Consider the following 25,043-nt stretch of genomic DNA (forward strand, 5'->3'; position numbering starts at 1 on the left):
ATTTCCAGCGCGGCTTGAGCCATGCGCGCGCATCATTGCCATCGCCTTCGGCCTGGCCGGTGGGCAACGGGCAACGCGCAGAGGCGGCGGACTGGTCGGCGGAGGCCGGTATCGTCAGCGACTATCGCTACCGTGGTGTGTCCTTGTCGGGTGGCAAGCCGGCGTTCCAGGCCTCGCTGAGCGCGCAGCTTGAGAGCGGTGCCTATGGTGAACTTGGACATCGACGATCAAAGGCGCCGGCAAGCTCGAGTTGGATGCTACGTGGCTATGCTGTCCAGCTTTCCGACAAAGTCGGCCTCGACTTGTCGAGCACGTTTTATTGTTATCCCGGCGACAGCAGCACCAACGCGTTTGAGGCAACGGCGTCCGTCGAAGCGAACGTCGGACCGCTGACGGGAAAAGCCGGGGCGAGCTTTGCGCCGTCGCAACGGGGCACCGAGGACGACCTTGGACGGCGAACAGCAATCTCTACCTTTTCACGGCAGCCAATATACCGTCCCAAGTCACCTATCTTCCTCAACGTCGAGCTCGGGCGCGAACGCGGCGCTGGGATACGCTTGATGGTCGATCGAAGTGGAGCTGGACAATGGGCCTTGGCGCCGAGTTGCCGAATGCGCGCATCGGCCTTGACTATGTCGGCACAACGCGGGCTCGAATGGCTTGATCGCATCGCTCTTCATGCAATTTTGAAAATCCTCGGCGTTCGCTCAAGGCAGCCTACGCTCTCGCCTAAGACTCTGGATAGGCAACCGAATCCTCTCGTTTCGGAGCTTTGGTTAAGGCGCTCGATGAGGTGCGGGTGGTAAATCCAGCTCCCTGGAAGCCGACCGATGTTGGGCCGGCCGTTGCGTGGAAGCCGGCGTTGAAACTCGCGAGAACAGAGAGAAAGTAATGATCAGGGCGCGCATGCGGAGCTCTTCCGCTTGGCATGACGTCTGCATCCTCAACGTGTCGCTTCATGGCCTCGGGGTTCAGAGCGCCGAGCCACCTGCCCGCGGACTTATGTCGAAATCCGGCGCGGCCGCAGACGATCGTGGCACGCGTCGCCTGGAACAAGGCCATCGCGCCGGGCTCCGCTCGCAGGACCCTATATTCCTCACTGCCTGCTCAACGACACTTCAGGCGAGGCCCCGGCGGCGGGTAAGGTGCAGGGGCCTGTCGAACGCCGCCACGCGCCACGACCGTCCGATACTCATGCCGCGAGCCGCCTTGCCGGCCGGGCAATCGAATTTGCAGGAATTGCGACCGTAGCGGCGGCAATCGCCCTGGCGGCGTTCGGCGCCGTGGCCCAGGCTTTCAATGCGCCCATGGCGGCGGTCCGCGAAGCGCTCGGGGAATCAAACGCGCAACCAACTCGGGGTTAGCGAATTCTAGGAGTGCAGGGAGTTGCGACGCCCGTCGCTTGAAACTACCGTCGCATCGCTCGGTTTATCATGGTGCGCCCGTCATGCCGTGTGGCAGGCGAGTGGACGGAGGAGCGACCGACGTCATGAACAGGGAACGGCCGCGCCCAACCAGCGATGAGCACCGGCTCATCTCGCTGGATTCCCGTGACATCGACGATCTTCGCGTCTCCTCGCCAAGCTCCACCCCTCCGGCCGCGGGACGACGTTTCGGATGCTGGAGACCACGGCCCGAGCGGAATGACCTGGTCGACAAGGCGCGGGTTGAACTCGATAACCGGCGAAAACGCGTTGCGATCTTTGGTAGCCAGATGTTCGCCGAACCCGCGTGGGAAATGCTGCTTCTATTGTTTCTGAGTGAGGGACGGCAGCGGATCACCCAGTCGAGGCTTGGCGAGCTTTCAGGGGCTTCGCGGTCGACTGGCCTCAGGTGGATCGACTATTTGTCAGATCACGGGCTCGCGGAGCGGCGCGAGCATCCTACCGACAAGCGCAGAATTTCGTCAGCCTCACCGAGAAGGGCCGAGCGCTCCTGTCCGTGTATCTTTCTGAGACAAAGTAAGGTTTACACAATTGTAGCCTTTTTTGGCTAAGGCATTATCGGGCGGTTCGATCGGCGCGCACTTTGGCCTCAGCGCGCTCGTCTGCTCGGGGTTACGTGTATGCCTGCAGTCAGTCAGGAAGCCGACGATCCGTCGGAGGACTGGACGATGCAACGCGCGCTTGCGCTGCTTGAACAAGCACTCGTCATCATCGATCGTTGGACGCCAGCCCGCCGTCGGGGCCCGCCTCCAGCAAGTGATCGAAGACGTGCAGGAGCTGAGCGCTCAAGTCGACGGCTAGGATTTCGGTGACGAGCCGGATCCGTTCAAATTGGATCAAAACTCTCCCAAAATGGGCCGATCGTTAAGCGAGGGCCTACCCAACGTGGTTAATCAACACCCCGGTCTTAAACGGTCGAGGGAGTTCAATCATGACCGCGGTTGCAGCACGGAAGGAGTTCAATCCCGCCACCCTGTTTCCCACGGCGGCGCCGGACGTCCTGAAGGAACATTACGTGTCGACTCCACCGGGAAGTCGGCCCACCGCGCAAGCAAGGTCCGGCAGATTCTCCAGGCCCGCCTCCGCCGCGACCAGCACTTCAGCAGCAAGCTTTTCTCCGACCCGGCCTGGGACATGCTGCTTGAGCTTTACGCCGCCGATAGTGGGGACCGGCGCCTCTCCATTTCTCGACTGTCCGAACGGACTCAGACGGCACTGACTACGACCCTGCGGTGGATCCAGGCGCTAGAGAGTGAAGGCCTGGTCGAACGCGCACGTCACCGCTCGATGGACGCCAGGTCTTCATCGTGCTGACCCATTCTGGCCGGCAAGCAATTGATGGCTATTTCGACGATATTGACCGCCTATCCGTCATTTGATTCATATATGTCATTGATCCGCCGAGCTCTGCGGCCCTAAGTCAGTCCTACAGCGATGCCGAATCGCGGGTGCCAGCTCGGGGCACCCGTTTTTCTTCCGCGGGTCCCCGATCGCGCTCCAGTCTGCGGCTCCTGAACTCGTCACGGCATTGTTCGAATTGCTTCCGATCCGGATCAATGGACAGGGTTTGGGAAAGCCGCCTGACCCGATAGCAATGCGGTGTTTCTGCTGCTCCTTCTTGCTGAAAGCGCCGCACCGCCGCCACGCGTGGCGCCGCAGGCCAAGGCGGTCGTCCGGATAGAGCGAAGTGTCCAAGTGCGCCGTGAAAATTGGACCGCGCCAAGCGATCTGCAGCGGCGCGAAGTGGTGAGGAAGGACGACACCGGACGCCCGGTTCTCCTGCGCCTCGTCGAGCATCAATAGCCGCGCGGCCGACCAAGTCCGCCTTGGCCGGCCGACCGGCTGGGCTTAATTGAGGGACTTGGTCAAACCGATCCGGGCCATGACATAATCATAATTGCCCGATCCACTGATCGAATTGTTTGAATATTGCGCCTGGGCAAAAGCCTGAAAGCGTGCCGTCCACGCGGGCTTTCCACGCGGACTTCGGCCAGGCGGGCCGAGGCCAGCCCCGCCGGTTGCGCGCTGAGCGCCATATCCGACGGCGCCCAGGAGCATCCAGCCGGACGTGGTGAACCGGCGCATCTGCACCACGGGCAACAGCTGGAAGAAGTTCTTGGGAGAGTAATAGTCATACTCGCCAGGCGCCGTGGAATGAAAAAAACGGGTCCGCAGCTGGGCACTGAGCCAATGTCCGCCTTGATGACGTGGACATAACTCGCCCGTGCGTGAAGCCTTTCGTTCCGCCCGTGAACGCCTGAACCGCGCCGGTGAACGTCAGCGTGTCCTTGGCCACGGGCACGTCGAAGCTGGCGCCCAAGAACGTGTAATACAGGCCCTCGTCGACGCCGCGGGGTGTTTCAATGATCTCGCGTTCGAGGAACACTTCCTTCGACCAATCCTTGGACCGCAGGTTGGCGGAGCCGAGCCAGGTCTTGCCATCTGTTCCGAGACGCGCCTTCCACAGCCAGTCCTTGCCCGCCTTTCCGGCAAGATCCGCATAGACGCGCTGGTCCTTGCGGGTTTTCTGCCCAAGCGGCGAAAACCAGGCTTGCTCGATGGCGACGCCGAAATAGCGATCCGGACCGGCGTCGAGGATTGCGCCACGCCCAAGGAGCTTGACCACGTCCGTATGGTCGGAGTCGGTGCTTGCAAACAGCTCCACGCCAACGGCGGGCCCGGTGGCCTGGTCGCTTGCCTGGGCGGCCGCGGGCGAGGGAGGGAGGCCAAGCCAGCCACGAGGAGAAGAGAGTGGAAGCGGGTCATCATTTGGTTCCCAGGTTTTGCGGCGGCCGTCAGTTCGGACACGTATCCCCACAGGCAGACGGGCTGCATGACGATGGCGTAGACAAGGACGTAGAAGAGGAGGCCGGCCACGTTGCGGCGTACTTTCAGGCCCTTGGATGCGAACATCCGGCGCTGGATCCTGAAAATGACCCGTTCCACACCACCGCGAGCGGGAGCAGCAGCAGCGTGAGGGGGCCGGCGATCCAGTAATAGCCGAGCGCAGCGGCAAGAAGACCCGGAATGAAAATGAACGTGAACGTCAGGTCGAGCGGCAGGAACAGCATGTTCCACCACACGAAGAGCGTCGATAGCCGGGGTTTGAACAGCAAGCTCTTGTGCCGTTGCAGGGCCTCGATCAGGCCACGCGACCAGCGCTTTCGCTGCTGATAGAATTGGCGGAACGAAGCGGGGCGTCGGTGAAGACGATGGCGTCCTCGGCGTAGCCGATGCGATACCCCTTCGCGAGCATCGCCCAAGTCATGACGATGTCCTCGCCGACCGATTCAGGCCAGCCACCGACCGCTTCAAGCGCCGACTTGCGGTACAGGGAAAAAGCACCCTGCGCGACAAGCGTGCCGTGATACATGCTCTGCATGCGCTTCACTGCAGAGATGCCGTGGAAGTAGTCCCATTCCTGCGCGGCGGTGACCAGGCTGGCGCGGCTGTTTCGCACCAGGACCGCGCCGGCGACAGCCATCGTCCGGGCGGGTCCGACAAGTACCGCTCCACGATCTCCTTCAAGCTGTCGGAGCGGAGGCGGCTATCGCCATCAATAGTGCAGACAAGGTCGTGGCGAGCGGCGGCAAGGCCGTCATTGAGGACAGCCGCCTTGCCCCGGTTCTGTTCAAAGTCGAGGAGGCGAACGTCAATATTCTCGGGAAGCTGGAGCGACTTGCGGGCAGAATGAAAGGTTTCGACGGTGCGGTCTTTGGAGCCGTCGTTGAGGACGAGTGCTTCGACCTCGCCGACATAATTGAGGTTGGCAATGCTTTCGAGCGTGGCTGCAAGCCCGGCTTCCTCGTTGTAGGCGGCGATGAGGATGGTCACGCCGGGATAGGAGAGGGGCGTTCGTCGCGGCGGCCTGCGGTCGAGAAGAAGGGACGTCGCCAGGAATGCGTTCATGAACCCCGGTACGAACGCGACGAATGTGAGCGTCCAGAGCGCGAGGAACGGGTTCGTGAGCTCGGCGAGATCGCGCATCCAGGCCGACGCCACGCTGACGCTGAACGCCGTCCACGCGATGGCGATCGTCAGGGCGACGCCGAATTTGATCCGCACTGACAGATAGCGTCGCCGGTACGGGACCGCAGTCTTCAGGAGGTCGGTTGATACTGGCGCGTTCATCGAAACCTTCAGCAATTCCTCAAGGCTCGCGAACACGAAGCGCCTCGATGGGCTTCGCGCGGCGGCGCCATCATTCACGGTCAACCGGGGCCGCGTCGCGCAACCGGTTGAAAAACCCTCAACAGGTTGAACTATCCGGAGAAGTGCCCGTCATCCGGACTAGGATCAGATGGTGAAGATTGCGTTTACTACGCTTCCGAACCGGAAGGATTCTCGGCCACTGCGCAGGGCCCCGAAGCGTCAGTGGAGGTTGGGTGAAGCCATCGAGGAGGGGACCTCGGGGTCAGGGCCGAATGCGGCCACCGGTATCAATTGCGTCAAGCAGGTCCTTGAAAGCACCCGAGCGGGGCAGGGGAAAGGCCTCACGCACGGCACCGGACAGGCATTCTCGATTGGTCAAATCGGCGCTCGGGACGTCGGCAAGATCACCCGGATCGAAGCGCTTCGGCGGTCGCAAACCTTGGTCGCCCATCAGTGTTGAAGCTTCCCGATCGCCGCAAGCTCCTGGGCAAGGATTTCAAGACGGAGGATCTCCTCGGCGAGTGCCGGGGACTGGTCGGACTGATCCGCGAGGCGCCTGGTGATCTGCAGCAGGGTCGCACTCAGGCCGGACAATTGTTGCCCGCACAGTGCCGCGGCAGAGCCCGCCTCCAGTGCCGTCCCGTTGCGGTACTGGGCAATGGTGGCATCGATGCGCTGCTGGTCGAACGGGCCGGCCAGGTCCATCCAGTCGGCAACGTCGATGGCCTCCGCAAATTGCACGCCGCATTGACGATCCGTTGCCCAGGCGATCTCACCGGACACGGATCGGCTGCCGCGGCGAAGGAGGACGGCGTGGCCCGCCGCAGGAAAATGGCTTCCCTCCAGCAGCGCCCGCTGGGCGAGAGATTCCGAACGCGAACCGGGCAATTCTCAGTCGCGGTCCGCAGCACGGCCATGAGAAAAACGTGAGATCGCAGTTCAGATCTTGGATCGCTGATGGCGGTATTGGACAGCACTGGAGCCCTTGGTGACGACACGGCCCCAATCTGCGGTCTCAATCTTGGAGAGATGGTGAATCAAAGCTCCGAAACGGATCGATATCAAATGCGGGAGTTTTCGGTATGGCCAGCACCCCTTTTTGAAAGGCGGCAACGCCTTCGAAATTTCTTCAGGCCCGCGATCATTGCGAATCTCAATGATCCCTCGCTGGGTGATGCGTCAGTCTGGGCAAGTCCGGAAGCGCTTCGTCTCGCCTCGTGGGCGGGAGGTATGTGCGAATTCCATCCACTATGGAGCAATGGTTAGGCTCCGAGCAATCGGCCTTCGCCAGGGTCCTGATCCTCGCGATCAAAAGGACCGCATGCCGACATGTCTCGATCACGTTTGCAATTGTGGACAAAAGCGCTCCTCGTCGTGCTGGCGCTGCCCGCCGGCGCGTCCGCGACAGCCGGACCACAACCCTCCACCATTGGTCCGACTTCGCGCTCGAGCATTCGCCTCAGCGTCAGTGTCCGGCCGCGGACGGGCGTGTCTCTCGCACGCGGATCGGCAGGGCAGGGCGTCCGCTCCTCGGACCACGGTATCTGCATTTGGTCGACCATGGCCTCTCGGACATTTTCGATTGCGCTGCTTCCACCAGGCGAACTTCCTGGGCCGGCTACCACGCTGGAACACGCCGGTTCACCGATGGCGTTGAAGCCGGGCCAGGCTGTCGACGTTCAAGCCCTGGGCTCGGCCGCTGACTGTGAACGCGAACAGGCCCGGATTGTGCTCCCAGCAGGGCCTGAGATCGAGTGGCCCTCAGCGTCGCTCCTGATTGTTTCACCCCAATAGAACATGACGGCTTTCGAGCTCGAGCAATTTTCCCGATTGCCGTCCCCGCTTTGTAAACATAACTTCACGAGGGTGGGGAGCGTTTACGCTGGCGGCGGGGCAGGCAAATTGACGGTCTGTTAACTTTGTTGGTTGTATCCCGTGCCGATTAATCGATCCGTTTCGGATGAATTTTGCTCGGTGGGGGTCAGTTCATGGTCAGAAAGTATATTCCGTCGGTCATGGCCGCGCTCGCGGTGCTTGCATCAGCAGGCACGGCTCAGGCGGCGACACAAGGTAGTCTCGGCGCAACCTCGACGGGCTCCGTCTCGATTTCGGCCTCGGTCCCGAACCGCGTCCGTATCAGCGGCTTGAGCGACGTCGCGTTCACCAACGCCGATCCAAGCTTGAACGCGTCCAACGCCCAGAACGTCTGCGTCTGGAGCAACACGAGCACCAAGGGCTACCGCGTGACGGCGACCGGAAGCGGCGCGGCCAATGCGTTCACCCTGGCCAATGCGAGCCTGACAGTTCCCTATACGGTCGAGTGGAGCGCGTCGTCCGGGCAGACCAGCGGCACGGCCCTCGCGGTCGGAACGCCGCTCACGGGTCAGACTTCGCTCGCAACGAATTCAAACTGCGCGTCGGGCCCGTCCTCGAGCGCGAGCCTCATCGTCAAGATCGCTGCAACCGATCTCCAGACGATGACTGCTGCGACGAACTACACGGGCACGCTCACCCTCCTGGTCGCGCCCGAATAAGGCCCGCAAATCGTGGCGCCGTCGCCTCCTGCCGTCGTTCCCATGACGACGCCAAGCGGCGCGGCGCCCGTTCGCGCCATGCGGCTTCTCCTCGTGCTCGCCGTCGGCCTGCTTGCCGCTGCCGTTGCGCCAAGTCCCGCCGCCGCCCAGCGTGTCCGGATCACCAAGCTGAGTGATGTCGCGTTCGGGTCCCTGACGAACCTCGGCGTTGACGCCGTTCGCAATCAAAGCGTCTGCGTCTTCTCGCAGGCGGCGACCAGGGGTTATCATGTTACGGCCACGGGGTCGGCGCCAGGCGGCAGCTTTGCGCTGCTGTCCGGCGGTAACCAGCTTGCCTATGACGTCCAGTGGAGTCCTTCGGCTGGCCAGTCCTCTGGCACCCAGCTCAGCCCGAACGTCACCCTGACCGGGCTCACCAGCACCGCGACGCAGCAATCCTGCAACAGCGGCCCGGCGACGTCGGCGTCGCTCATCGTTGTCCTGCGCTCGACGACGTTGTCGAATGCCCGGGCGGGGTCCTACGCCGGCACGCTCACTTTGGTCATCGGACCCGAATAAGCCCAAATGCGGAAGCGCTGCAAAATTCGCGCCGCCATGTTGCTGGGCTGTAGTGGCGTCATGACGGCAACTTTGCCGATGGCCGCGCTTGCCAATTCAAGCGTCATCAAGGCCGTCGGCCCGCCCGCCGGCTTCGGTGAGCTCGAGCAGCCCCGCGAAGTTGTCGCGGATCTCTACTTCGGCAACCGCAAAGTCGGCGAAGCCTGGCTGATTGCGCAGCCGGGTTCGGTGACGTTCAAGGATCCAGCGCAGCTGTTCAAGGTCCTGCCCGAGTTACGTGCGTCGCCCGAGGTCATGGCTCGACTATCGGGCAAGCTGCCCGATCACGTCGCCCAAGTCTGTCCGGTTCCGGGCTCGACAAGCTGCAAGCCGCTCGAGACCCAAGACATCGACGTCATTTACGACGCGGACCGGTTCAGGCTCGACCTCTTCGTCAACCCGCGCTTCCTGAACGTCGTGGGGTCAAGCGATGCGTATTTGCAGCCGCCCACCACGCCCTTGTCTTTAACCAGCTCGATCGGCGGGGCGATTGCCGGCTCGACGCAAGGCGAGACGGTCTACAACTTCCAGAACCGAACGATCCTGGGTTTTCGCAACGGCAGGATCAGGAGCGACAGCGCTTACGCCTCGGACCTGGGGTTCATCGTCGACGACCTCGTCGCCGAGGTCGACACCCGCCAGCACCGCTACGCGGCCGGCCTGTTCTGGGCGCCCGGGATCGACTTCACCGGACGGCGGCGGATTGCCGGCGTGGGCTTTACAACGCAATTCGATACGCGCGTTGACCACGAAGCGCTGCAGGCAACGCCGCTCATCCTGTTCCTCAGCCAGCCTTCCCGAGTGGAAATCCTCATCGACGGGCGGCTCGTGACGTCCGGCAGCTATCCCGCCGGAAACCAGGCCATTGACTCGTCAGCGCTGCCCGACGGCTCCTACACATTGCTCCTGCGCATTCGGGCACCCGACGGAAGCGTGCGCGAGGAGCGCCGCTTCTTCGTCAAAAGCTCCGCCATCGCGCCGCTGGGCAAGCCCGTCTATTTCGCCTTCGCGGGGCTGCTTGCCAATACGCGCGCGGACCGAGCGATCAGCGTTTCCAACACGGTCTACTACCAGGTCGGCGCGGCCTATCGCTTGAACGAGAAAGTCGCGGTCGATGCGGCCATCCTTGGCACCGAAGACAAGCCCATCGCGCAGCTTGGGGGATGGCTGATCACCGACGTCGCCAGGGTGCGGGCTGCCGCGCTGATTTCCGGAAAGGGCGACAAGGGCGTTCTTCTCCAGTTGGGGTCGTCCGGCATGAGCAAGTTGAACTTTAGCCTCGACGTTCGCCGGGTGTGGAGCAAGACCGGCGAGCCGCTTATCCCGCTGCCGACCTATGTCGACAATTTCGGATCGGTCCCGCCATTAGGGCACAGTCGCTAAGCGGCTCCTATGCGCAAGCGACGGGCAGCGTGACCTACTCCATCGGCTCTGCGTTCCTCAGTCTTTCCGGGTCCTACCGGCACGACGAGGGGTATCGCTCCGACTACAGCATCGGGCCCGCCATCAGCTGGCCGGTCCTTAACCGCGGCGGCTTCCAACTGATCCTGAACGCCGACGCGCAGCGCAGCAGGAGCACGGCCGCAGCATTCGCGGGGTCCGCCTTCTATACACCGATGGCGGCAAGTCCGCCGTTGCGACCGCGGGCTATGCCAGTCTCAAGGACCGCGACGATGGGCGCCGATCCGCCCGTGCGGTGGGGAGCCTCAGTGCGCAGTGGTTCAACGAAACCGAGGACCACACGCAGGTTGCGTTAGAGGCAGCCATCCAGCGCGACGTCGAGACAACGACGGCTAGGGCCAATGCCGAGATCGGCAGTCAGTTGGGCAGCGCGCGGGTCGAAGTCCTGCAGGGCATCGAGGGGGGAAGCGCGACGCAATATGGCTTTAACTTCCAGACCGGCGTCGCGTTCGGGTCGAGCGCGCTCAAAGTCGGCGGGCGTGACCTCAACCAGAGCGCAGTCATTGCAACACTGGCCGGAAGCTCAAGCAATACGGCGTTTGACGTGCTGATCGACGACGTGCCGAGGGCGCGATTGACTGCTGGATCGAGCGTTCCAATTTTCCTGGAGGCCTATCACGCCTATCAGCTCCGGCTGCAGCCAGTCGAGGCAGTCCCGGTCGCTTACGACAGCCAGTCACGCACCATCACTTTGTATCCAGGGACAGTGCAGCACCTTCGCTGGAGCGCGGACCGTCTCGTTACCGTGTTCGGCAAAGCCGTCGCGGCCAATGGGTCACCGTTGGTGAACGCCGCCATCAAATCATCCACCGAAACCGGACAGACCGATGAAAACGGCTATTTCCAAGTCGATGCGGCGCCGGGCGAAACGCTCGAGTTTCAGGCAGGGGGATCGCCTCCCTGCACGGTGTCGCTTGCGGGTGTTCATTTGGAGGGTGACTATGCCCGCCTTGGAGAGGTGATTTGCAAATGACCAAGACCTTCGCGCTTTCGCGCTTTGCGCGTCACGCCGTGTTGGCTGCCACTTTGTTGTCGGTGACGAGCGCCGGTCGCGCCGAGCTGGTCTTGAGCCAGTTGATCATCGACCTGGCGAAGACGGACGAGACGCGCGCCGATATCGAAATTTGGAACAACTCGGATGAGCGCTCCTACATTCTGGCTGAACCGAGCGAGATCGTCGGCGCCGGGTCGAGCGAGGAGCGGAGGGTCACCGAGCCGGATCCCGAAAAGCGCGGCCTGCTCGTGTCCCCGGCGCGAATGATCCTTGAGCCCGGGCAGCGCAAGTTGCTTCGGGTGGCCGCGATCGGCGCGCGTTCGGACCGTGAGCGCGTGTACCGAGTGACCGTCAAGCCGGTGACTGGTGAACTGAGCGCCGCTGAATCGGGCTTGAAGCTGCTTGTTGGCTATGACGTCCTGGTGCTGGTGCGGCCAACGGCGCCGCTGCCGCGGCTGGCGGCCTCCCGCGACGGCAGGCAATTGGTGTTTCGCAACGACGGTAACGCAAGCCTCGAGCTGGTCGACGGCAGCCAGTGCACGTCGCCCAAGACCAATTGCGTCCCGCTCCCGGGAAAGCGACTCTATGCCGGCGCCCGTTGGGCTGTCCCCCTGAAGTCGGATGGAGCGGTTAGCTATACCGTGGTCGTCAATGGCAAGGCGACCAAGCAAAGCTTTTGACAGGGTGTGAGTCAACGGCACGGGCCGGAATGGAAAGCGCGCCGCGCTGGCAAGCGTCGTGGGCAAACTTGAACGGGCGACGCCGGGCAGCGTTCGCTGGTCGACAACAGCCTTTGTCGTTCGCAACACTGGCGTTATCTGGGCACAGCCATGGATCTCGCCGGACTCAACAAGGAGGATGTCCATCCTCGCCGCCTCAAGCAGGTGTGGCCCGCCTTGGCCCTGTCCCGTCACGTCGACCTCGCAAGCCTGCTCAATTGCGCAGCGATTGATGCCGTCTCTCCGTCAGTCGTCGGGGCCGTCAGCAATCACCACGTCGGCGCGTTCCAGTGCGACCTTGAGAATAACGCTTTGACCTGGTCGGGCGGAGTGTACGACATTTTCGGCTTTGCGCGCGGGCAAGCCGTTTCGCGCGCGCAGTGCGTCGCTTGTTACACCGGACAATCGCGTTTCGAGCTTGAGCGATTGCGGTCCTACGCTATCGACCACCGGCAGGGATTTTCGCTCGACGTGGAAATTCGTGCCGCCGTCGGAGAAACGCGAAGGGTCCGCCTCGTTGCTGCGCCGCATTGCGAGGATGGAAGGGCAAAAATACTGAGCGGCATCAAGATCCTCCTCCCATAGTCCCGAGTCTCTGAACGCAGCACGGGTCGCCGTGTCCCTTGCGGGGACCTCGTGCCCCGCTAGCGTCGTCCCGCTCGGTGAAATGATCACGGCGCATGTATCGTTTGCGCGGGAGTAACGGGGTTGAGGGATCCGGGTCACGAGCGTTTCAAGCGGGGCGGGCAGCTGCCGGCGTCTCCGGATGATCCCTCGCCCAACCTGCCCGAACAGCTTTTTTCTCGCATCGAAAGCGACCGACGGGCACTCAAGCACGAAGCCCGGCGCATCCTCACGCTGCGACAGCGGCGGGCCAAGCATTTCGGCGCGGCGACCTTCGGTGAGCCCGGCTGGGAAATGCTCCTGCTGCTGTACGTGTCGACCGGCAGTGGGCTTGGCGTTGATCAGCTGGCGATGTTGTCGGGAGTGTCTGAAGGCATTGCGCGGCGCTGGCTTTCGCATCTGGCCAGTGAGAAACTCGTCCAGGTCAGTGGGCTGTCTTCCAGCGCTACGGTCATTTTGACCCCGAGGGGACGGGCGGGCCTGGACGCTTTTCTCAGCGACGCTTTGGCCGGCGACCGCCAGCGACGTTAGCCGCCGAAAGTAGCGTGCTGTGCTGGTCGCCGGGGAAGCCCCGGAGTCTTCCGCGACAGCCTGGGGCTTGCCCTCATTGACGGGAATTGGGGAGGCCCGAGGAATTGGACATCGGGCCTCCCCTTTTTGGTTCGTCACGTTCGCCGTGGGGGACGAACGTGCTGGTTTCCATCTAGGCGGCGTGCCTTACCGCAACCTTGCCTGTCGAACCGGATCGGAGGGAATTCGGCAGCGCTGGCGAAAGCCGCAGCGCCCCTCAAGTAGGGAAGGGGCAAGTGACGGACCGGCGCCCTGGGCATGCCCATTTCGACAAAAGTGGAAAGGCCCGGTCCGGCGGCGCTTGCAGTAACTTTTGTCACTTTTGTAGTGACACATGCCGCGCACCCGCTTGGCATGGCCTAGCGTCGCGTCAAGGCGGCGACGCCCATGACATTTTCTTAGCCACGGTCATGGGATAAAACGCGTCAAAAGCGTGGCCGACGCGTCCTCCACCGTCAAGGCTGCTGGATCCCATATTCCCATTGCCACGGCACGCCGGTGTCGCCGAGGACGGCCTTGACGATCGCCGGGAACGCCCGCTCGGCGCGCACGTCATTGCCAAGGAGGACGACGCACCGCTGCCCCTGGCGAAGGCAAACCATGACGTTCCCCGTCTGGTCATCGTGGCCACCCTTGTAAAAGCCTCGCCCCTGCGGCCCGTCAAAAACGACAACGCCCAAGCCGGCCGCCAATCCTGCGACACGCCGGGCTTGCGGGACTTCACTTTGCAAGGTTGGAAACTGCGTGGCCGTCGTGATTGGGAGTTGCGGCGCCAGCATGGCCTGGTGACTTGCCTGGCTCAGGCCAACCCCCGTGACGAGCGCCGATGCGAACTTCGCCATGTCGGCAATCGTCGTGTCCATGGAGCCCGCCACCCTGACGTTATCCCGTCGGTCATGGAGGATGGCCGTACCATCGACTTGCCAGCCGTCGGCGAGGCGCCCGGCAAAGCGGTCCTGCCAGTGCAAGCTTGAATCTGTCATGCCAAGCGGGCGGAACGCCAGGCGCTGGGCGTCCTCCTCGAAGCCGTGGCCAAGCCTCTGCTCAATCGCGAATTGGAGGAGGATGAGGCCTTCGCCCGAATAGGCGTAGCGACCCCTGGCTCGAAATGGAACCTCAGCTTCTGGTCAGGCTCCAGGAACGAAAAATTGGCGAAGCCGCCGGCGTGAGAGAGCAGGATGCGGGCGTCAGTTTCCGCCAGCGGCTGTCACCAGCGAGGTCGCCCCAATTGCCGTATTTGTCGAGGTTGCCGTAGTCGGGGAGCGGCTTCGACAGCATTGCGGCAATCGGTTCATCCTGTGCGACTTTGCCTTCGTCCGCAAGTCGCATCACCGTATATGCGAACACGGCTTTGGTCAGCGAGGCGCCGTACATGATGGACTGCGGGGTGAGCGGGTCGCCGCGAACGTTGCGGGTGCCGTAACAGCGCACCCGCACGACTTGGCCGTGTTCGACGATGGCGACGGCAAGGCCGTTGGCCTTGGCCTTGCCAAGCTCCGCCTCGACGACCCTGTCGATGGCGGCTGCCCGTCCGGGCGTCGTGGCGGGAGCCGAGGCTGGCGACAAAACCGGCGCCAGGACCAGGATGGCGAACAGGCGAGCAAGGATCCGCATCCGCAGGATCCTAGCGACGGGCCGTTGCTGCCAAGCGCCGCTTTGTTGGGTCAGGCAGGAAAATCAGGGTCACGCGGCCCTCAGCTGCGACTGGTGGCTGGAGTCGAGCAGCAGTCGCTGGACTTCGTCGCGTCCAACCGCCCGGCCAAACAAATACCCCTGTCCGAATGAGCAGCCGTGCTCGAGCAGGGCCATCTTCTGCTCGAGGGTTTCGATACCCTCCGCGACGACAGCGATGCTCAGGCTTTTCGAGAGACCGATCACGGCTTTCACGATCGACTCGATCTCGGCATCATCGTTCATCCTGCGGATGAACGACTGGTCGATCTTGAGGACATCCACCGGGAAGTCGCGCAGGTGGGAGAGGGATGAATAGCCGGTCCCGAAGTCATCCAGCGCAACGCTGACCCCGGCCTTGCTCAGCGCTTTGAGGGCGCGACTGACATATTTGGCGCCGCGGTCGATGAACGCATGCTCGGTGACTTCGATCTCGATCGAGGCCGGGTCGATGTCGTAATTGTCCATTTTTCTGAGCAAGCGCTCCGCAAAGTCGTCCCTCAGGAATTCCGCGGGGACGCGTTGATCGCGATCACGCCGTGCGACAGCCCAAGCCGTGACCACTCCCGCATGTCCTCGAACACGTGGCGCTGCATGAGCTCGCCAATTTTCGTCGAGAGCTCGTAATCCTCGAACGCTTCCGAAACGCTGCTCGGGAGCTGGATTCCGAATGACGGGTGCCGCCACCGCAGCAAAGCTTCAAACCCGACGATTGCCCCGAGCTCAAGTCGACTTTCTGCTGGTAGTGAGGCTCGATCGACCGCTCTGAAATGCCGGTCCGGGCCATGCTGAGCTGGGAGGCGACGCGCTGTGCTTGCTCGCGCATCCTGGGTGGAACATGGCGGTCCCGCCTCGCCCCGCCGCCTTGAGTGAGTACAAAGCCGTATCGGCATTGTTGAAAAGCGCGTGGGCGCTTTCCGCATCGGTTGGGAAGACGGCGCCGCCGATGCTCGCCCCGCTGCTGATGACCCTCCCGTTGTATCGGATCGGCTTGCGCAACCGGTCAAGGATTGAATTTCCGATTTCGACGAGGCTCCCGTCGGCCGGGCTGTTCTCGATGATCACTGCAAACTCGTCGCCTCCGAGCCGGGCTACGAAATCATCAGCCCTCACGCTCTCGTGCAGTCGCTTCGCGAATTTCTGCAGCAAGTAGTCGCCAGCAGCATGCCCAAGCGTGTCGTTGACGTGCTTGAAGTGATCAAGGTCGATGAGCAACAGGCTGACCGAGCTGCCCGCTTCCATGGCGCGAAGCGTTGCTCCCTGGAGGCGGTTTTGGAATGCCCTTCGATTAGGCAGCTCCGTGAGGGCGTCATGCTCGCTCGCCCAGCGCAACTGCTCGTCAGTCTGGCGCTGTGCGGTGATATCGCGGGAGATTGCGAGGAGGTTTGTGATGTCGCCGCCGTCATTGAACATGGGCGTGACGACAACATCCCACCACTTGCGCGTACGCTGCAGAGTCGGACAGTAGCCAGTGAAGCGCGCCACCCGGCCGTCGCGGGCCTCGTCCATCGCCCGTCGGAGCGCGGCCCGACTTTCCCTCGGCCACATGTCCACCCACTTCTTGCCCCGAACTTGCTCGAACGTGTCGAGGTCAAGTGCACGCTGCCCAGGTGTGTTCATCAGCTTGATGCAGCCATCCAGACCGATGATCTTGATGCAGTCAGCGCTCGCTTCCAGAACACTTCGGTATAGCAATTCGCTATCACGAATGGCCTGCTCAGCGGCTTTTTGGTTCGTAATGTCGCGCGAGACGCCGATGACGCCGTGGATTTCGCCGTCGCGGATCCAAGGGACCTTCGCCGTTTCGAACAGTCGGGGTTGCCGCCAATCGGGATCCATTCGTCGACCATGAGCGATCGACCCGTTCGAATGACGTCCCTGTCGGCTTCCTCGTAAGTGGGAGTGAGATCAGCGTCGAACAGGTCCGTTGTCTTCCACCCGACAATGTCACCACAGCCCTCGATGAGAGCGCGGTTGGCGAGGATGAAGTTGCCTTCCAGGTCCTTGACGAAGATCAGGTCGGCGACGCTGTCGACGACATTCTGAAGCAGGCTGGATTGCTCGGCCAAGGCGGCCTCGGCTTTCTTCCGCGTCGTGATATCCTGGGCGACCGCGATCGACGTTTCGACACCACCATCGGCGTCTTTCACGAAGCTGACGCTCACTTCGCACCACACGCAAGTGCCATCTGGGCGAAGGTAGCGCTTCTCGATCTGGTAGGCTTCGCCCGCCATGCGGGCACGCTCGTAAAGCGACTTGGTCCAGTCCGCATCGTCGGGATGGGTGAAGTCCCAGACGCGGCATTCGCGCACCTCGGTTTCGTGTCGGCCCAGGATTTCGCAGAAGCGGCTGTTGACCATGATCGGGCGCCGCTGGCGTCGACGTGCATGATCCCGACCATGGCCTGGCCAAACACGGTTGACAGCTGCGTGCGGTGTTCGCTCAGCTGTCGGAAAGCTGCGTCGCGCTCCGTGTTGTCCTGCATTGCTCCAACCATGCGGATGGGCACCTGGTCGGCGTCCCGAATGACGAAGCCGCGGTCATAAATGGACGCATAGCTGCCGTCGGCCGTCATGAACCGGTATTCACATTCAAACCGGCCCGAGCTTCCGACGATGCAATTGTCGAGTTCCGCTTTCACCCGCTCAGCATCGTCGGGGTGCACGCGGCTAAACCACCAGGCGCCACTCGTGCCCAAATCATCACCCGAGAACCCGAGGCGGTTTTCGAACGCCTCGTTCCACTCGATGCCGTCGGTGACGAGGTCCCAGTCCCAGACCAGATCATTCGTCGCCCTGGCCGCCAATCGGTAGCGTTCCATCAGGGTTGCCAGCGCCCGGTCGAGGTTGTCCGCGGACTGGGAGGCGTTGGCTGACTGTGACCGCTTTGAGATAATTTTGGGCATTTAGGTTTCAAGCCTCACGCAACTGGAGCGACCGCCTAGCCCGGCAACAGTTAACCCGTGTCTACCCTTTGCTTCATTTTGGTTGCTCTAAGCAACCGTTCGCCAGCGGTGAGACCTGGCCGTCTTGCGGCGTGATGCGGCCGAGCGAACAGTTCAGTCCGTGGGAGTCTCGAAATGGCTGGGACGTTCTTGTTCGGATTGACGTGGGCAGCACGTTTTGGGGTCACCCCTGGGTTCGTTATCCATTCGTCGCTTTTGGGTAATCTGCCTCAAAGGTCTGCTATGGTTTGATCGCGGCGCGGTGGGACTGGCGGACGTAGAGATCGCGCTTTCCACTTCGAGCCCGTCGATGTGAAAGTCGTTATTCGCTGATGAGTGACAAGCGCGAAGCCGGCGAAATGCGCGTTGTTGTCAACGCGGCCGAAGCTGCCCCTCAGAGCCGGCTGTCGGCCATCCGCCTGGTGTCGATGACTTTGCGCATGGTGGAGCAATGGCGCGCTCTCATCGGCGACCAGGATTGCGTCATGATCATGTTGGCAGTCGCCGTGATCAACACCGAGAGTCTCGACCGCGCCACGCTGTTCAAGCATGGAGTCGCCGATCTCAGGAGCGCCGTTCCGCCCCACATGCTGAGAAGGTGCACTATCAGCTCCGTTGCCCTCGCGACCGGGTTGAACCGGGAGACGACGCGACGAAAAGTTACGCGCCTGGTCGAGCACGGGTTCCTGGCCAGGGAAGCTGACGGCCATGTCTACCTTCATCCGAGCCTAGACATCCGGAACGAGCTTGTCGGAACAATTGCGTCGCAGCTTGAGACATTTGCAAAGACGGCGAACGAGCTTCTGCGGGATCGGACTCTCATCATTCGACCCGGCTAGGACCGAAAGTTCACGCGTCCTTCGAACAGACAGCCGCGTACCTGGCCGAAAGCGTTTTGTTGCAAGCGCCTGGAAGGCTTTGGCGAGCGAATGCCGACCACAGCCTTGGTACGGGGCGTTTGTCGCGGTCTGCGGCGGGACGCTAGTCCGTGAGGTACCCGGATGGAACTCACCCAAGCGGGCCAATGCGGACCAGTCCCCGATCTCAAATGTCTTCCTGCGGCGGCGGATGAGGCCGCTCTGGTCCAGCTTTCCCAGCACTCTGTTCACGTGAACGCTCGTCTGCGCCGTGATCTCGGCGAGTTGCCATTGATTGAACGGCAGGGCGAGCGCGGACGGGTCAGCATTCAATCGAACACAGGTCTCGCACAAGAAGTGGGCCAGCCGCTCCATGGAGCTGCGCAAACCGATCCTTGCCAGCCATTCGTAGGCAATGGCCCGCTCCCGGTTCAAGGTTTGATTCAAGGCGAACAACATGTCTGGGGCGGCTGAAATGGCCGCGTCAAAATGGGACTGCGGAGCAAGCTCCAACACGCTGTTTGAAACGGCCTCCAGGACAACCGGCCCGCAGGCTCGAACAGGATGGAAAAGTTCACCCGGGTAATGAAGGCTGATCGTCCGCCGCGTACCCGATGCTTCGAACCTGGTAACGGCAATCAGGCCGGACTGAACGAGCACCGGCCCGTCGACCTTCGCAAGCGATCGGCGCGCCATCACATTGACGGCCTTCTCCACGGCCACTTCACCGCGGAACCAGCCGGCAAGCTTTGATACGTAACCGGGCAGCGCTTCCATGGGGTTCAGTTTGCCTGAGAAGCGTTCGCTTCGAGGAGCTGTGCGGCCATTTCCAGTTTGTGGATGGCAATTTGCAGCCCCGTACGCTTGTCGTGAGACAAGTCGGCGTACTGCAGCTGACCGCGGCAATCGGCGACAAGGCCCCGAATCTGTAGGGCGATGTCACAAAACAGGCGGACTGGCCGCTCGACCATGACTTACGCTACCTACGCTGGAGGCCCGGGAAAGATTTGGCCGGACCATTCAGAGTCGCAGCGGCGGCCGCCAGCGGCCAAGCGCACAATTTGTGCCCTTTCGGCATGGCTCCGGTCCTCAAATCGATCGAACGTTCGATCTCGCGATCGTTCATCCTGTCGCCCGATCCGGTGGGACGCGCGCTCTCGTCGATGCGCTCACGGCCCACCAGCATTGGAAATTGAGGACGACCCTTTGTTGGATCCCATTTGCGGATCTTATGGTCGACCGGATCTGAGCGATGCGACGCCATGCTACAGTCCTCTAGGTGGCTCATTCACTGCACGAGTGTCGTGATTTCCGAGCAATCCTCAGCATTTGATACGGTCTGTTAACCACCTTTTTGGCAGCTAGAGCGTGCTCGATGTGCGGTGCTTTCAAGGAGGTGGCGACAATGCTTCATCAGGCGTGTGACAATCCCAACGTCCGTTGCAAACGTAATGTTTCCCTTCGTTCGCCGTTGATTTGCGGCGCTGCTGGCAAGTCGGAGAGGGTCGCCGAAACCATTCAATCGGAGCGGGAACAGGTTCGGGGTTACATCCGAGCCCGCTCCGAAGCTCGCGAACGATTCGGCTCGGCTCTGTTCTCCGATCCAGCGTGGGAAATGATAGTTCATCTCTATTCGAGAAGGCTGTCGCGAGAACGAACGTCAGTCAGGCGCCTGTGCGAGCTTTCCCATGTTGCCGCCACGACCGGCAAGCGCTGGCTCGAGGCGCTTGAGCGGCAAGGGGACGTTAAACGTGTGGGCGACCTCCTCGACCCACAGCGGACATTCGTGGAGCTGACCTCTTCAGGTTCTGAGAAGATGAGAACAGTCTTGCAAACACTGTTTTCGCATTGAAGATCTGAGATATACACAAGTTGGACCCGTCGCTTGAGTTTCGATCGGGGAGGAATCCGTGTTGGCGTACAGGGGCACTGACGCTGACGGGCGACGGGGCGCATCCTACCCGCATCGAGCTGCCTTGATTCAATCGCTTAACGGGTTGTGCGACTGGCTTGACTTAAGTTGTCCAAGGCCCGCCGCTGTTTCGCCGCCAATACATATAGAAGGTGTAGCCGCTTCAAAGTGAGACGAGCGGAACCCAGCGCGATGAACTGATGGTACTTCATCCTCGGAGTATTCCTGGCGCTTCTATTCTCGGTCCTCTTCTCAGCAAGGCTTATCCGATTGGCGACGGAAGGAGGCCCTGACACCGAAATGGCCGGGATGGGTGGGTTAGCGTCCTGCTAGTTCGCTTCCAGCCTTCACGCTGAGCGATGCAGAGATAGGCCGAAATGAGCGGCCCGAGCCTTCGCCCGAGCCGCTCAAGACGGAGATCGACCCGGGATGTCGAAGGCCCGAGAAGACATTGAAGCCTTACGAGCGACGATGTTAATACTTGTTTACGCTGCACTGAAAAAATATAGCAAACTCATTGATTTGAGGGTGCCGCGGATGTCGCGGATTCACGTTGAAGGCCCGGATGAAGAAGCAAACGTATCACTGGGGACCCGCGCCTCCCAAGACGCCGGGCCGGCGCATTTCCCCCTTTGCTGTGACGGTCCTGCTCGCGAGCTTAGCCGTCGCCCTAGCCGCATTTTACCTGAGCTGATCAAACTGGCCGCATCGAGTGGAAGTGGATCATCCGGCTGACGGCAGGAATGATCGGAAAATGTCGCGGCAATTCGAGCCGCAGGCTGTCACGGCAGGTTTGGGTCGAACGCGGACGCTATCGATGGGCGGCTTGCACTTTCAGCAGTCCGGCAGGAGCTGGCCCGATGATCTCTGGCGCGGGAACGGAGGGGTCAAGCCATTGTTGCCAATGCTGCTGGCATACTACTGCAACTTGACGTTGGTGGTATGGCGCAACGTCGGGACCAGGTTGCGTTGTCAGCATCGTAAAGCGTTCGCCCAGCCCAGGAACGGCGCGGACAATGCCAGCAATTGCGGTCATTCCGCCAGCCGGGTCTGAAAACAACCAGCGATCCTTCCGCTTCTGCTTTGGATCAGCGGGCTTCGTAAACTCGTAGAAGCCGTCGGTCAGGATCAAGACCCGTCCGTCCGGGAACTCACGCCCGTCCGACCGAAAGTTGTAGGCTGGCTTGCCAGTGGGACCTGGCCAGCTCCAATTGCGCATGACCAGGTCGTATCCTCCGGTGCTGCGGAGGATCGGGGCCGAGTCTGTGATCGCGACATCTCGAGGCTGAAGGTTTGGAATTCCTTCCGGAAACGAGAGCGGAATCTGCGCTGCGGTGAGAGCCTCGCGATCTCATCGGGAGACCTGCTCTGCGTGTAGAGATTGCACATGACTCGAACGGTCTAGCGCATGTTCCCGTCGCGGGGTGGAGAGTCTGAAACAGCCGAAGACTTTCGCGGCAAGTTTTGCTGGAATGCGGACACCGCGATTACTGGTAGAAGGTGCCGCCAGGCTACTGACGGCACTGTCTACAAGCTGAACTAGGCGATCTGCCGGCGTGCGATTGCGATCGCTTTACGCCGCCTCATCGAGAGGCCGACCGCACCGAACCCGAACAGCATCATTGCCCAGGTCGCGGGCTCCGGAACGGCAGCGATTTGCGAGGTCGTGAACTGCGTTATCGCCCCGCCGTTGACTGCGTTCCGGTGGTGGCTGCACCATTGAAGATGTCGACAAGGCTGTAGATGCCGTCGTCAAGCGTGTTCACCGTATCAAACGTCAGGAAGCCGAACCCGGAGCCCGAGACCGTCGCGTCGGTCGGGATCAGGAAGTCAAGAATCAGGCCCCCATGGCCGGGTCGTAGAGGAAAGCAGACACTCCGTAGCCTCAGCGCGTCCTCGTTCAATAAAGGCAAACGTCCAGCGCAATCCCGCCCTTCTCAGCGAACTTCCGCTCGGCCCCAACCACTTGAACCAACAAACGAGCGATGACGATTAAATCGAGCGTTTCCGTGACATGATTGCAGCAACACGCTCGGCACAGCGTCGCAGCAACGCCACTGTTTCCAAGCCGCTCAGTGCACGTGGCTCAGGATCGATCGCGCAAAGAGTCCCATAGAAGCTCCCATCCTCCAAAAGGACAGGCAGCGAGGCATAACTCTCGAAGCCGTAGAGCATGGGTACCGGGTGCATGCGCCATTCGGGATCTTCAGCAATCCGATCAATGATGATTGCTTGGCCGCACTCGCGGATGTCGTCGCAGATAGTCTTTTTAACGTCCAGCTCCTCGCCCGGGTCCAGTCCAAACTCGATCCGATCAAGGACTTGTGCGGCAATCCACCGATCCTCGGTTACCCGTGCAACCGCCACGAAGCCCATGTGCGTCGCGTTGCCGACTTCCAGCAGGATCGAACGGATTTCTTCGTCGTCACCCTCGGCGGCGACTCCCGCTGCGAAATCGTCCTTCATTGGGGTCCCGCAGTCTCCAAGTGGCTTCCAATTGACAATCCTATCGAGGCCGCGATCTCCGCAATGGTAACGCCGCAACGAGACGTATTCTATGGGTTTGTCGCGGGCGGACTTCGCACCGATGACGGTCTCAGGGTGCCGCGCCCTTCTACGATAGGCTCGTCCACGGCTTTCAGCGTGCTCTCGACGACGTTGAGCGTTCGCGAGATGTCGTCGCAGAAGGTTCGAGCTTTCTACATCTAGGACAATTCAGCAAACCAATGTCTTGGTCAAAGTTCGGATAGTCTGACCGCAATCCTGGACCTCTGTGCAGCCATCGCGGGGCTCGTGGGGAGACTGGAATTAGGGGCATACGATCGTCATCGATAGTTTGGCGGCTATTGCCCTTGGCGCAGTCTCTACGCCCGAGAGTGGATCTAATCGCGATCGGGTTTAGGGGCGAGAGTCATGCCCGTCGGGAGTTCCGACTGATCAAAGAGCTCGTGGAGTTGGGTCTTTGCCGGAACAGATCGGCGGTGAAATGGTTCGCCGTAGGTAAAAATAAACGTTCAGGAGAACTGCAGTGGTCGGGATCTTAATCTGGTTGATTGTTGGCGGAGTTGTCGGCTGGCTCGCCAGCTTGATCATGAAGACGGATGGCCAACAAGGCATCATCCTCAACATAGTCGTCGGTATAGTTGGCGCATTCCTAGCCGGATTCCTTATCGGCGGTGGGAGCATTAATGAGCAGGTTACGATTGAGAGCTTCCTGTACTCGCTTCTCGGAGCCGTGGTGCTGCTGGCAATCGTGAACCTCATCCGACGCGGAACGGTCCGCTAAGCAAGTTGAATTCGACCCGCAGAAACGGAGATACTGCCGCCCGCATTCTGTCTGGCCGGGTTTCGCAACCTTCGGGCGCACGGACCTGTCGAAAGCCGGACGCAGCGGAACGTGGAAGAGCAGGAAACGTTAGGTCAATTCGCGTAGAGTTCCCCTGTTCACGCGTGAAATCGGCCCGTTCTCGGTCACTGAGAACGGGCCGTAATGTCATTCCGGGTCAGCCCCAGGTCAGACGGCGAACTGGGGGATTTTTCGAGGAAAGCGTGTCAACCCGTCCCAAGGATTGTCCGGCGGTAAGACGGACCGCTAATACTGAGACCGGCGGCTGCGATCTTACGTCCGAAATGGGTCGAAACGATCGCGGCGGGTTTGGGTCAAAACCTGCCATTACTAGGAAACGGCGCAGCGGCTCAGTTTCCTGTGCTCTCCTGGTCCGCGTAATACGGCCAAACTTTTCGACGATCTGACTTCAAATAATGATCTTCTAAGCGAGCTTCTGACTGGTCATAGTAGAGGTCGTAAATCCCGGGCCACCGTTGAGAATCATCCGACTTCGTTCGCCCACACGTTCCAGCGCAATCGAGCAGTCTCCTCCGGCGCCCTCACCGCCCACTTCGATGATCTCTTCAACGTCGCCCTTCAGGACATGATGGACACGGACCAACGCAGGAGTTTCGTGCGTCCAAGGCCGAATGACTTCTCCGTCAACAATTGCACTTGCCTTTTCGATTTCAAGTTTGATGTTGCGTCGTTGCGCAGAACTGCCTTCGTAGTCAGGCGGAAGGACTATCGAGCAAGCGAATGCTGGTGCAGATGGTAATGCCGCGACCGCCAAGCTTAGAGCGACTAACAGCGGCGATCTCTCACAATACGAAATCTGGCGCATGATAGTTTGGTTGAAGCATCGCCTGCTGGTGTCCGCAATAGGGCTGAGGCCGTCGCGGCAGGTTTGGGTGGAAAGCTGCCATTGACCAAGGCCCCTTCAAATGTAGCATCGCGCAATGCGTATTGGTTATCTCCTCCCACTCATTCTCTTACTGACAGACGGTAGCGCGACGGTCGCTCGTCCGACGAAAGCACCGAAGCTCGAAGGCATGGGTTACGACAAAGCTCGCGACCTGATTTTGCGATACGGGTGGAAGCCGTTCCCCGGCGAGTGCACAGGCGTCGCTAGGGCTACCTGCGCACGATATCCCGAACTGGGGAACTGTCAGGGGTCAGTCCCGGTTACTGCGACATGAGTTTTTCGAAGGACAATCGCTGCCTCATCATCGTGA

The 25,043-nt window shown here is 61.3% G+C and carries 28 protein-coding genes and 4 pseudogenes; 13 read left to right on the forward strand and 19 right to left on the reverse strand.

Going from position 1 to position 25,043, the window contains the following annotated elements; all coding sequences use genetic code 11:
- The first annotated feature begins 59 nt into the window (after positions 1-59).
- The 3 genes from H9L15_RS20645 to H9L15_RS15740 all read left to right on the forward strand — a co-directional run bounded on the left by H9L15_RS20645 (position 60) and on the right by H9L15_RS15740 (position 2,759).
- Entirely contained in the window at positions 60-806 is a 747-nt protein-coding gene (locus tag H9L15_RS20645) for a TorF family putative porin (protein WP_187715968.1), read from the forward strand.
- A 932-nt stretch (positions 807-1,738) separates the two neighbouring features.
- Positions 1,739-1,996, forward strand: coding sequence for a MarR family transcriptional regulator (locus H9L15_RS20650; protein WP_398287036.1), 258 nt, complete (start codon positions 1,739-1,741; stop codon positions 1,994-1,996).
- A gap of 583 nt (positions 1,997-2,579) precedes the next feature.
- Positions 2,580-2,759, forward strand: a complete 180-nt coding sequence (locus H9L15_RS15740; protein WP_187715969.1) for a helix-turn-helix domain-containing protein — start codon at positions 2,580-2,582, stop codon at positions 2,757-2,759.
- A gap of 534 nt (positions 2,760-3,293) precedes the next feature.
- On the opposite strand, the gene H9L15_RS15745 is transcribed toward H9L15_RS15740, so the two are convergent.
- The 5 genes from H9L15_RS15745 to H9L15_RS18195 form a co-directional block, all read right to left on the reverse strand.
- Positions 3,294-3,530 carry a hypothetical protein gene (locus H9L15_RS15745; RefSeq protein WP_187715970.1) on the reverse strand — a complete coding sequence of 79 codons (237 nt, stop codon included), beginning with the start codon at positions 3,528-3,530 and terminating at the stop codon, positions 3,294-3,296.
- A gap of 46 nt (positions 3,531-3,576) precedes the next feature.
- A complete protein-coding gene (locus H9L15_RS18180) occupies positions 3,577-4,110 on the reverse strand; it encodes a hypothetical protein (RefSeq protein WP_223276740.1) in 534 nt (177 codons plus the stop codon).
- Positions 4,111-4,336: 226 nt separating this feature from the next.
- On the reverse strand, positions 4,337-4,561 hold the full coding sequence (locus H9L15_RS18185) for a hypothetical protein (RefSeq protein ID WP_223276741.1): 225 nt from the start codon (positions 4,559-4,561) through the stop codon (positions 4,337-4,339).
- 26 nt (positions 4,562-4,587) lie between these two features.
- Positions 4,588-4,827, reverse strand: a complete 240-nt coding sequence (locus H9L15_RS18190; protein ID WP_262985009.1) for a glycosyltransferase — start codon at positions 4,825-4,827, stop codon at positions 4,588-4,590.
- 5 nt (positions 4,828-4,832) lie between these two features.
- Positions 4,833-5,612, reverse strand: coding sequence for a glycosyltransferase family 2 protein (locus H9L15_RS18195; RefSeq protein WP_223276743.1), 780 nt, complete (start codon positions 5,610-5,612; stop codon positions 4,833-4,835).
- Between the two features lie 136 nt (positions 5,613-5,748).
- Here H9L15_RS18195 and H9L15_RS15755 point away from each other — a divergent pair, with 136 nt between their 5' ends.
- A complete protein-coding gene (locus H9L15_RS15755; protein WP_187715971.1) occupies positions 5,749-6,057 on the forward strand; it encodes a hypothetical protein in 309 nt (102 codons plus the stop codon).
- Here the strand turns inward: H9L15_RS15755 and H9L15_RS15760 are convergent.
- Complete coding sequence (locus tag H9L15_RS15760) at positions 6,048-6,485, reverse strand: hypothetical protein (protein ID WP_187715972.1); 438 nt, start codon at positions 6,483-6,485, stop codon at positions 6,048-6,050. The genes H9L15_RS15755 and H9L15_RS15760 overlap by 10 nt on opposite strands.
- A gap of 1,100 nt (positions 6,486-7,585) precedes the next feature.
- On the opposite strand from H9L15_RS15760, the gene H9L15_RS15765 reads away from it, so the two are divergent.
- The 7 genes from H9L15_RS15765 (at position 7,586) to H9L15_RS15795 (ending at position 13,057) form a co-directional block, all read left to right on the forward strand.
- Positions 7,586-8,131: a hypothetical protein gene (locus tag H9L15_RS15765; RefSeq protein ID WP_187713844.1), complete on the forward strand. Its 546-nt coding sequence runs from the start codon at positions 7,586-7,588 to the stop codon at positions 8,129-8,131.
- A 42-nt stretch (positions 8,132-8,173) separates the two neighbouring features.
- Positions 8,174-8,689 carry a hypothetical protein gene (locus tag H9L15_RS15770; protein ID WP_187715973.1) on the forward strand — a complete coding sequence of 172 codons (516 nt, stop codon included), beginning with the start codon at positions 8,174-8,176 and terminating at the stop codon, positions 8,687-8,689.
- A 60-nt stretch (positions 8,690-8,749) separates the two neighbouring features.
- Positions 8,750-10,111: a TcfC E-set like domain-containing protein gene (locus H9L15_RS15775; RefSeq protein ID WP_187715974.1), complete on the forward strand. Its 1,362-nt coding sequence runs from the start codon at positions 8,750-8,752 to the stop codon at positions 10,109-10,111.
- 313 nt (positions 10,112-10,424) lie between these two features.
- Positions 10,425-11,162, forward strand: a complete 738-nt coding sequence (locus tag H9L15_RS15780; protein ID WP_187715975.1) for a CS1-pili formation C-terminal domain-containing protein — start codon at positions 10,425-10,427, stop codon at positions 11,160-11,162.
- On the forward strand, positions 11,159-11,863 hold the full coding sequence (locus H9L15_RS15785) for a fimbrial biogenesis chaperone (protein WP_187715976.1): 705 nt from the start codon (positions 11,159-11,161) through the stop codon (positions 11,861-11,863). Before H9L15_RS15780 ends, H9L15_RS15785 begins: the two co-directional genes overlap by 4 nt.
- A gap of 150 nt (positions 11,864-12,013) precedes the next feature.
- Positions 12,014-12,487: a hypothetical protein gene (locus H9L15_RS15790; RefSeq protein WP_187713849.1), complete on the forward strand. Its 474-nt coding sequence runs from the start codon at positions 12,014-12,016 to the stop codon at positions 12,485-12,487.
- A gap of 123 nt (positions 12,488-12,610) precedes the next feature.
- Entirely contained in the window at positions 12,611-13,057 is a 447-nt protein-coding gene (locus H9L15_RS15795; RefSeq protein ID WP_187713850.1) for a hypothetical protein, read from the forward strand.
- Positions 13,058-13,551: 494 nt separating this feature from the next.
- Here H9L15_RS15795 and H9L15_RS18200 read toward each other — a convergent pair whose 3' ends face one another.
- From H9L15_RS18200 to H9L15_RS15820, 8 genes and pseudogenes are all read right to left on the reverse strand, one after another.
- Entirely contained in the window at positions 13,552-14,163 is a 612-nt protein-coding gene (locus tag H9L15_RS18200; protein WP_223276761.1) for a serine hydrolase domain-containing protein, read from the reverse strand.
- Positions 14,164-14,212: 49 nt separating this feature from the next.
- The gene (locus H9L15_RS18205) at positions 14,213-14,710 is read right to left on the reverse strand and encodes a serine hydrolase (protein ID WP_223276744.1); all 498 of its coding nucleotides are present in this window, start codon (positions 14,708-14,710) and stop codon (positions 14,213-14,215) included.
- Positions 14,711-14,779: 69 nt separating this feature from the next.
- A pseudogene (locus H9L15_RS15805) lies at positions 14,780-15,462 on the reverse strand (EAL domain-containing protein).
- A gap of 28 nt (positions 15,463-15,490) precedes the next feature.
- Complete coding sequence (locus H9L15_RS15810; RefSeq protein WP_187715978.1) at positions 15,491-16,462, reverse strand: GGDEF domain-containing protein; 972 nt, start codon at positions 16,460-16,462, stop codon at positions 15,491-15,493.
- Positions 16,387-16,836 (reverse strand): hypothetical protein, encoded by a 450-nt coding sequence (locus H9L15_RS20655; protein WP_398287039.1) that lies wholly within the window; start codon positions 16,834-16,836, stop codon positions 16,387-16,389. The genes H9L15_RS15810 and H9L15_RS20655 overlap by 76 nt, the downstream gene beginning before the upstream one ends.
- A gap of 9 nt (positions 16,837-16,845) precedes the next feature.
- A pseudogene (locus H9L15_RS20660) lies at positions 16,846-17,133 on the reverse strand (PAS domain-containing protein); the annotation flags it as partial.
- A 98-nt stretch (positions 17,134-17,231) separates the two neighbouring features.
- Positions 17,232-17,672, reverse strand: a pseudogene (locus H9L15_RS20665) (PAS domain-containing protein); the annotation flags it as partial.
- A 767-nt stretch (positions 17,673-18,439) separates the two neighbouring features.
- Complete coding sequence (locus H9L15_RS15820) at positions 18,440-19,345, reverse strand: Crp/Fnr family transcriptional regulator (protein ID WP_187715980.1); 906 nt, start codon at positions 19,343-19,345, stop codon at positions 18,440-18,442.
- A gap of 628 nt (positions 19,346-19,973) precedes the next feature.
- On the opposite strand from H9L15_RS15820, the gene H9L15_RS15830 reads away from it, so the two are divergent.
- Entirely contained in the window at positions 19,974-20,420 is a 447-nt protein-coding gene (locus H9L15_RS15830) for a hypothetical protein (RefSeq protein WP_223276745.1), read from the forward strand.
- A gap of 871 nt (positions 20,421-21,291) precedes the next feature.
- Here the strand turns inward: H9L15_RS15830 and H9L15_RS15835 are convergent.
- The 4 genes and pseudogenes from H9L15_RS15835 to H9L15_RS15850 form a co-directional block, all read right to left on the reverse strand.
- Positions 21,292-21,612, reverse strand: a complete 321-nt coding sequence (locus H9L15_RS15835; protein ID WP_262985004.1) for an SOS response-associated peptidase family protein — start codon at positions 21,610-21,612, stop codon at positions 21,292-21,294.
- 407 nt (positions 21,613-22,019) lie between these two features.
- Positions 22,020-22,133: pseudogene (locus tag H9L15_RS15840) on the reverse strand (PEPxxWA-CTERM sorting domain-containing protein); the annotation flags it as partial.
- 23 nt (positions 22,134-22,156) lie between these two features.
- Entirely contained in the window at positions 22,157-22,384 is a 228-nt protein-coding gene (locus H9L15_RS15845; protein ID WP_187715983.1) for a hypothetical protein, read from the reverse strand.
- An 88-nt stretch (positions 22,385-22,472) separates the two neighbouring features.
- Positions 22,473-22,946, reverse strand: a complete 474-nt coding sequence (locus H9L15_RS15850) for a GAF domain-containing protein (RefSeq protein WP_187715984.1) — start codon at positions 22,944-22,946, stop codon at positions 22,473-22,475.
- Positions 22,947-23,571: 625 nt separating this feature from the next.
- Here H9L15_RS15850 and H9L15_RS15855 point away from each other — a divergent pair.
- Positions 23,572-23,766: a GlsB/YeaQ/YmgE family stress response membrane protein gene (locus H9L15_RS15855; protein ID WP_187716058.1), complete on the forward strand. Its 195-nt coding sequence runs from the start codon at positions 23,572-23,574 to the stop codon at positions 23,764-23,766.
- Positions 23,767-24,250: 484 nt separating this feature from the next.
- On the opposite strand, the gene H9L15_RS15860 is transcribed toward H9L15_RS15855, so the two are convergent.
- Positions 24,251-24,601, reverse strand: a complete 351-nt coding sequence (locus tag H9L15_RS15860; protein ID WP_187715985.1) for a hypothetical protein — start codon at positions 24,599-24,601, stop codon at positions 24,251-24,253.
- Between the last annotated feature and the right edge of the window lie 442 nt (positions 24,602-25,043).

Source organism: Sphingomonas daechungensis (genome assembly GCF_014489495.1).
Classification (GTDB): Bacteria; Pseudomonadota; Alphaproteobacteria; order Sphingomonadales; family Sphingomonadaceae; genus Sphingomicrobium; species Sphingomicrobium daechungense.

Bases quoted from the DNA above. Each gene is read 5' to 3' on its own strand.
- H9L15_RS20650 (WP_398287036.1), top strand. From the start codon at position 1,739: ATGCTGCTTCTATTGTTTCTGAGTGAGGGACGGCAGCGGATCACCCAG.
- H9L15_RS15740 (WP_187715969.1), top strand. From the start codon at position 2,580: ATGCTGCTTGAGCTTTACGCCGCCGATAGTGGGGACCGGCGCCTCTCC.
- H9L15_RS15745 (WP_187715970.1), bottom strand. From the start codon at position 3,530: ATGCGCCGGTTCACCACGTCCGGCTGGATGCTCCTGGGCGCCGTCGGA.
- H9L15_RS18190 (WP_262985009.1), bottom strand. From the start codon at position 4,827: ATGCAGAGCATGTATCACGGCACGCTTGTCGCGCAGGGTGCTTTTTCC.
- H9L15_RS15765 (WP_187713844.1), top strand. From the start codon at position 7,586: ATGGTCAGAAAGTATATTCCGTCGGTCATGGCCGCGCTCGCGGTGCTT.
- H9L15_RS15770 (WP_187715973.1), top strand. From the start codon at position 8,174: ATGACGACGCCAAGCGGCGCGGCGCCCGTTCGCGCCATGCGGCTTCTC.
- H9L15_RS15775 (WP_187715974.1), top strand. From the start codon at position 8,750: ATGACGGCAACTTTGCCGATGGCCGCGCTTGCCAATTCAAGCGTCATC.
- H9L15_RS15785 (WP_187715976.1), top strand. From the start codon at position 11,159: ATGACCAAGACCTTCGCGCTTTCGCGCTTTGCGCGTCACGCCGTGTTG.
- H9L15_RS15790 (WP_187713849.1), top strand. From the start codon at position 12,014: ATGGATCTCGCCGGACTCAACAAGGAGGATGTCCATCCTCGCCGCCTC.
- H9L15_RS18205 (WP_223276744.1), bottom strand. From the start codon at position 14,710: ATGCGGATCCTTGCTCGCCTGTTCGCCATCCTGGTCCTGGCGCCGGTT.
- H9L15_RS15820 (WP_187715980.1), bottom strand. From the start codon at position 19,345: ATGGAAGCGCTGCCCGGTTACGTATCAAAGCTTGCCGGCTGGTTCCGC.
- H9L15_RS15830 (WP_223276745.1), top strand. From the start codon at position 19,974: ATGCTTCATCAGGCGTGTGACAATCCCAACGTCCGTTGCAAACGTAAT.
- H9L15_RS15850 (WP_187715984.1), bottom strand. From the start codon at position 22,946: ATGAAGGACGATTTCGCAGCGGGAGTCGCCGCCGAGGGTGACGACGAA.
- H9L15_RS15855 (WP_187716058.1), top strand. From the start codon at position 23,572: ATGAAGACGGATGGCCAACAAGGCATCATCCTCAACATAGTCGTCGGT.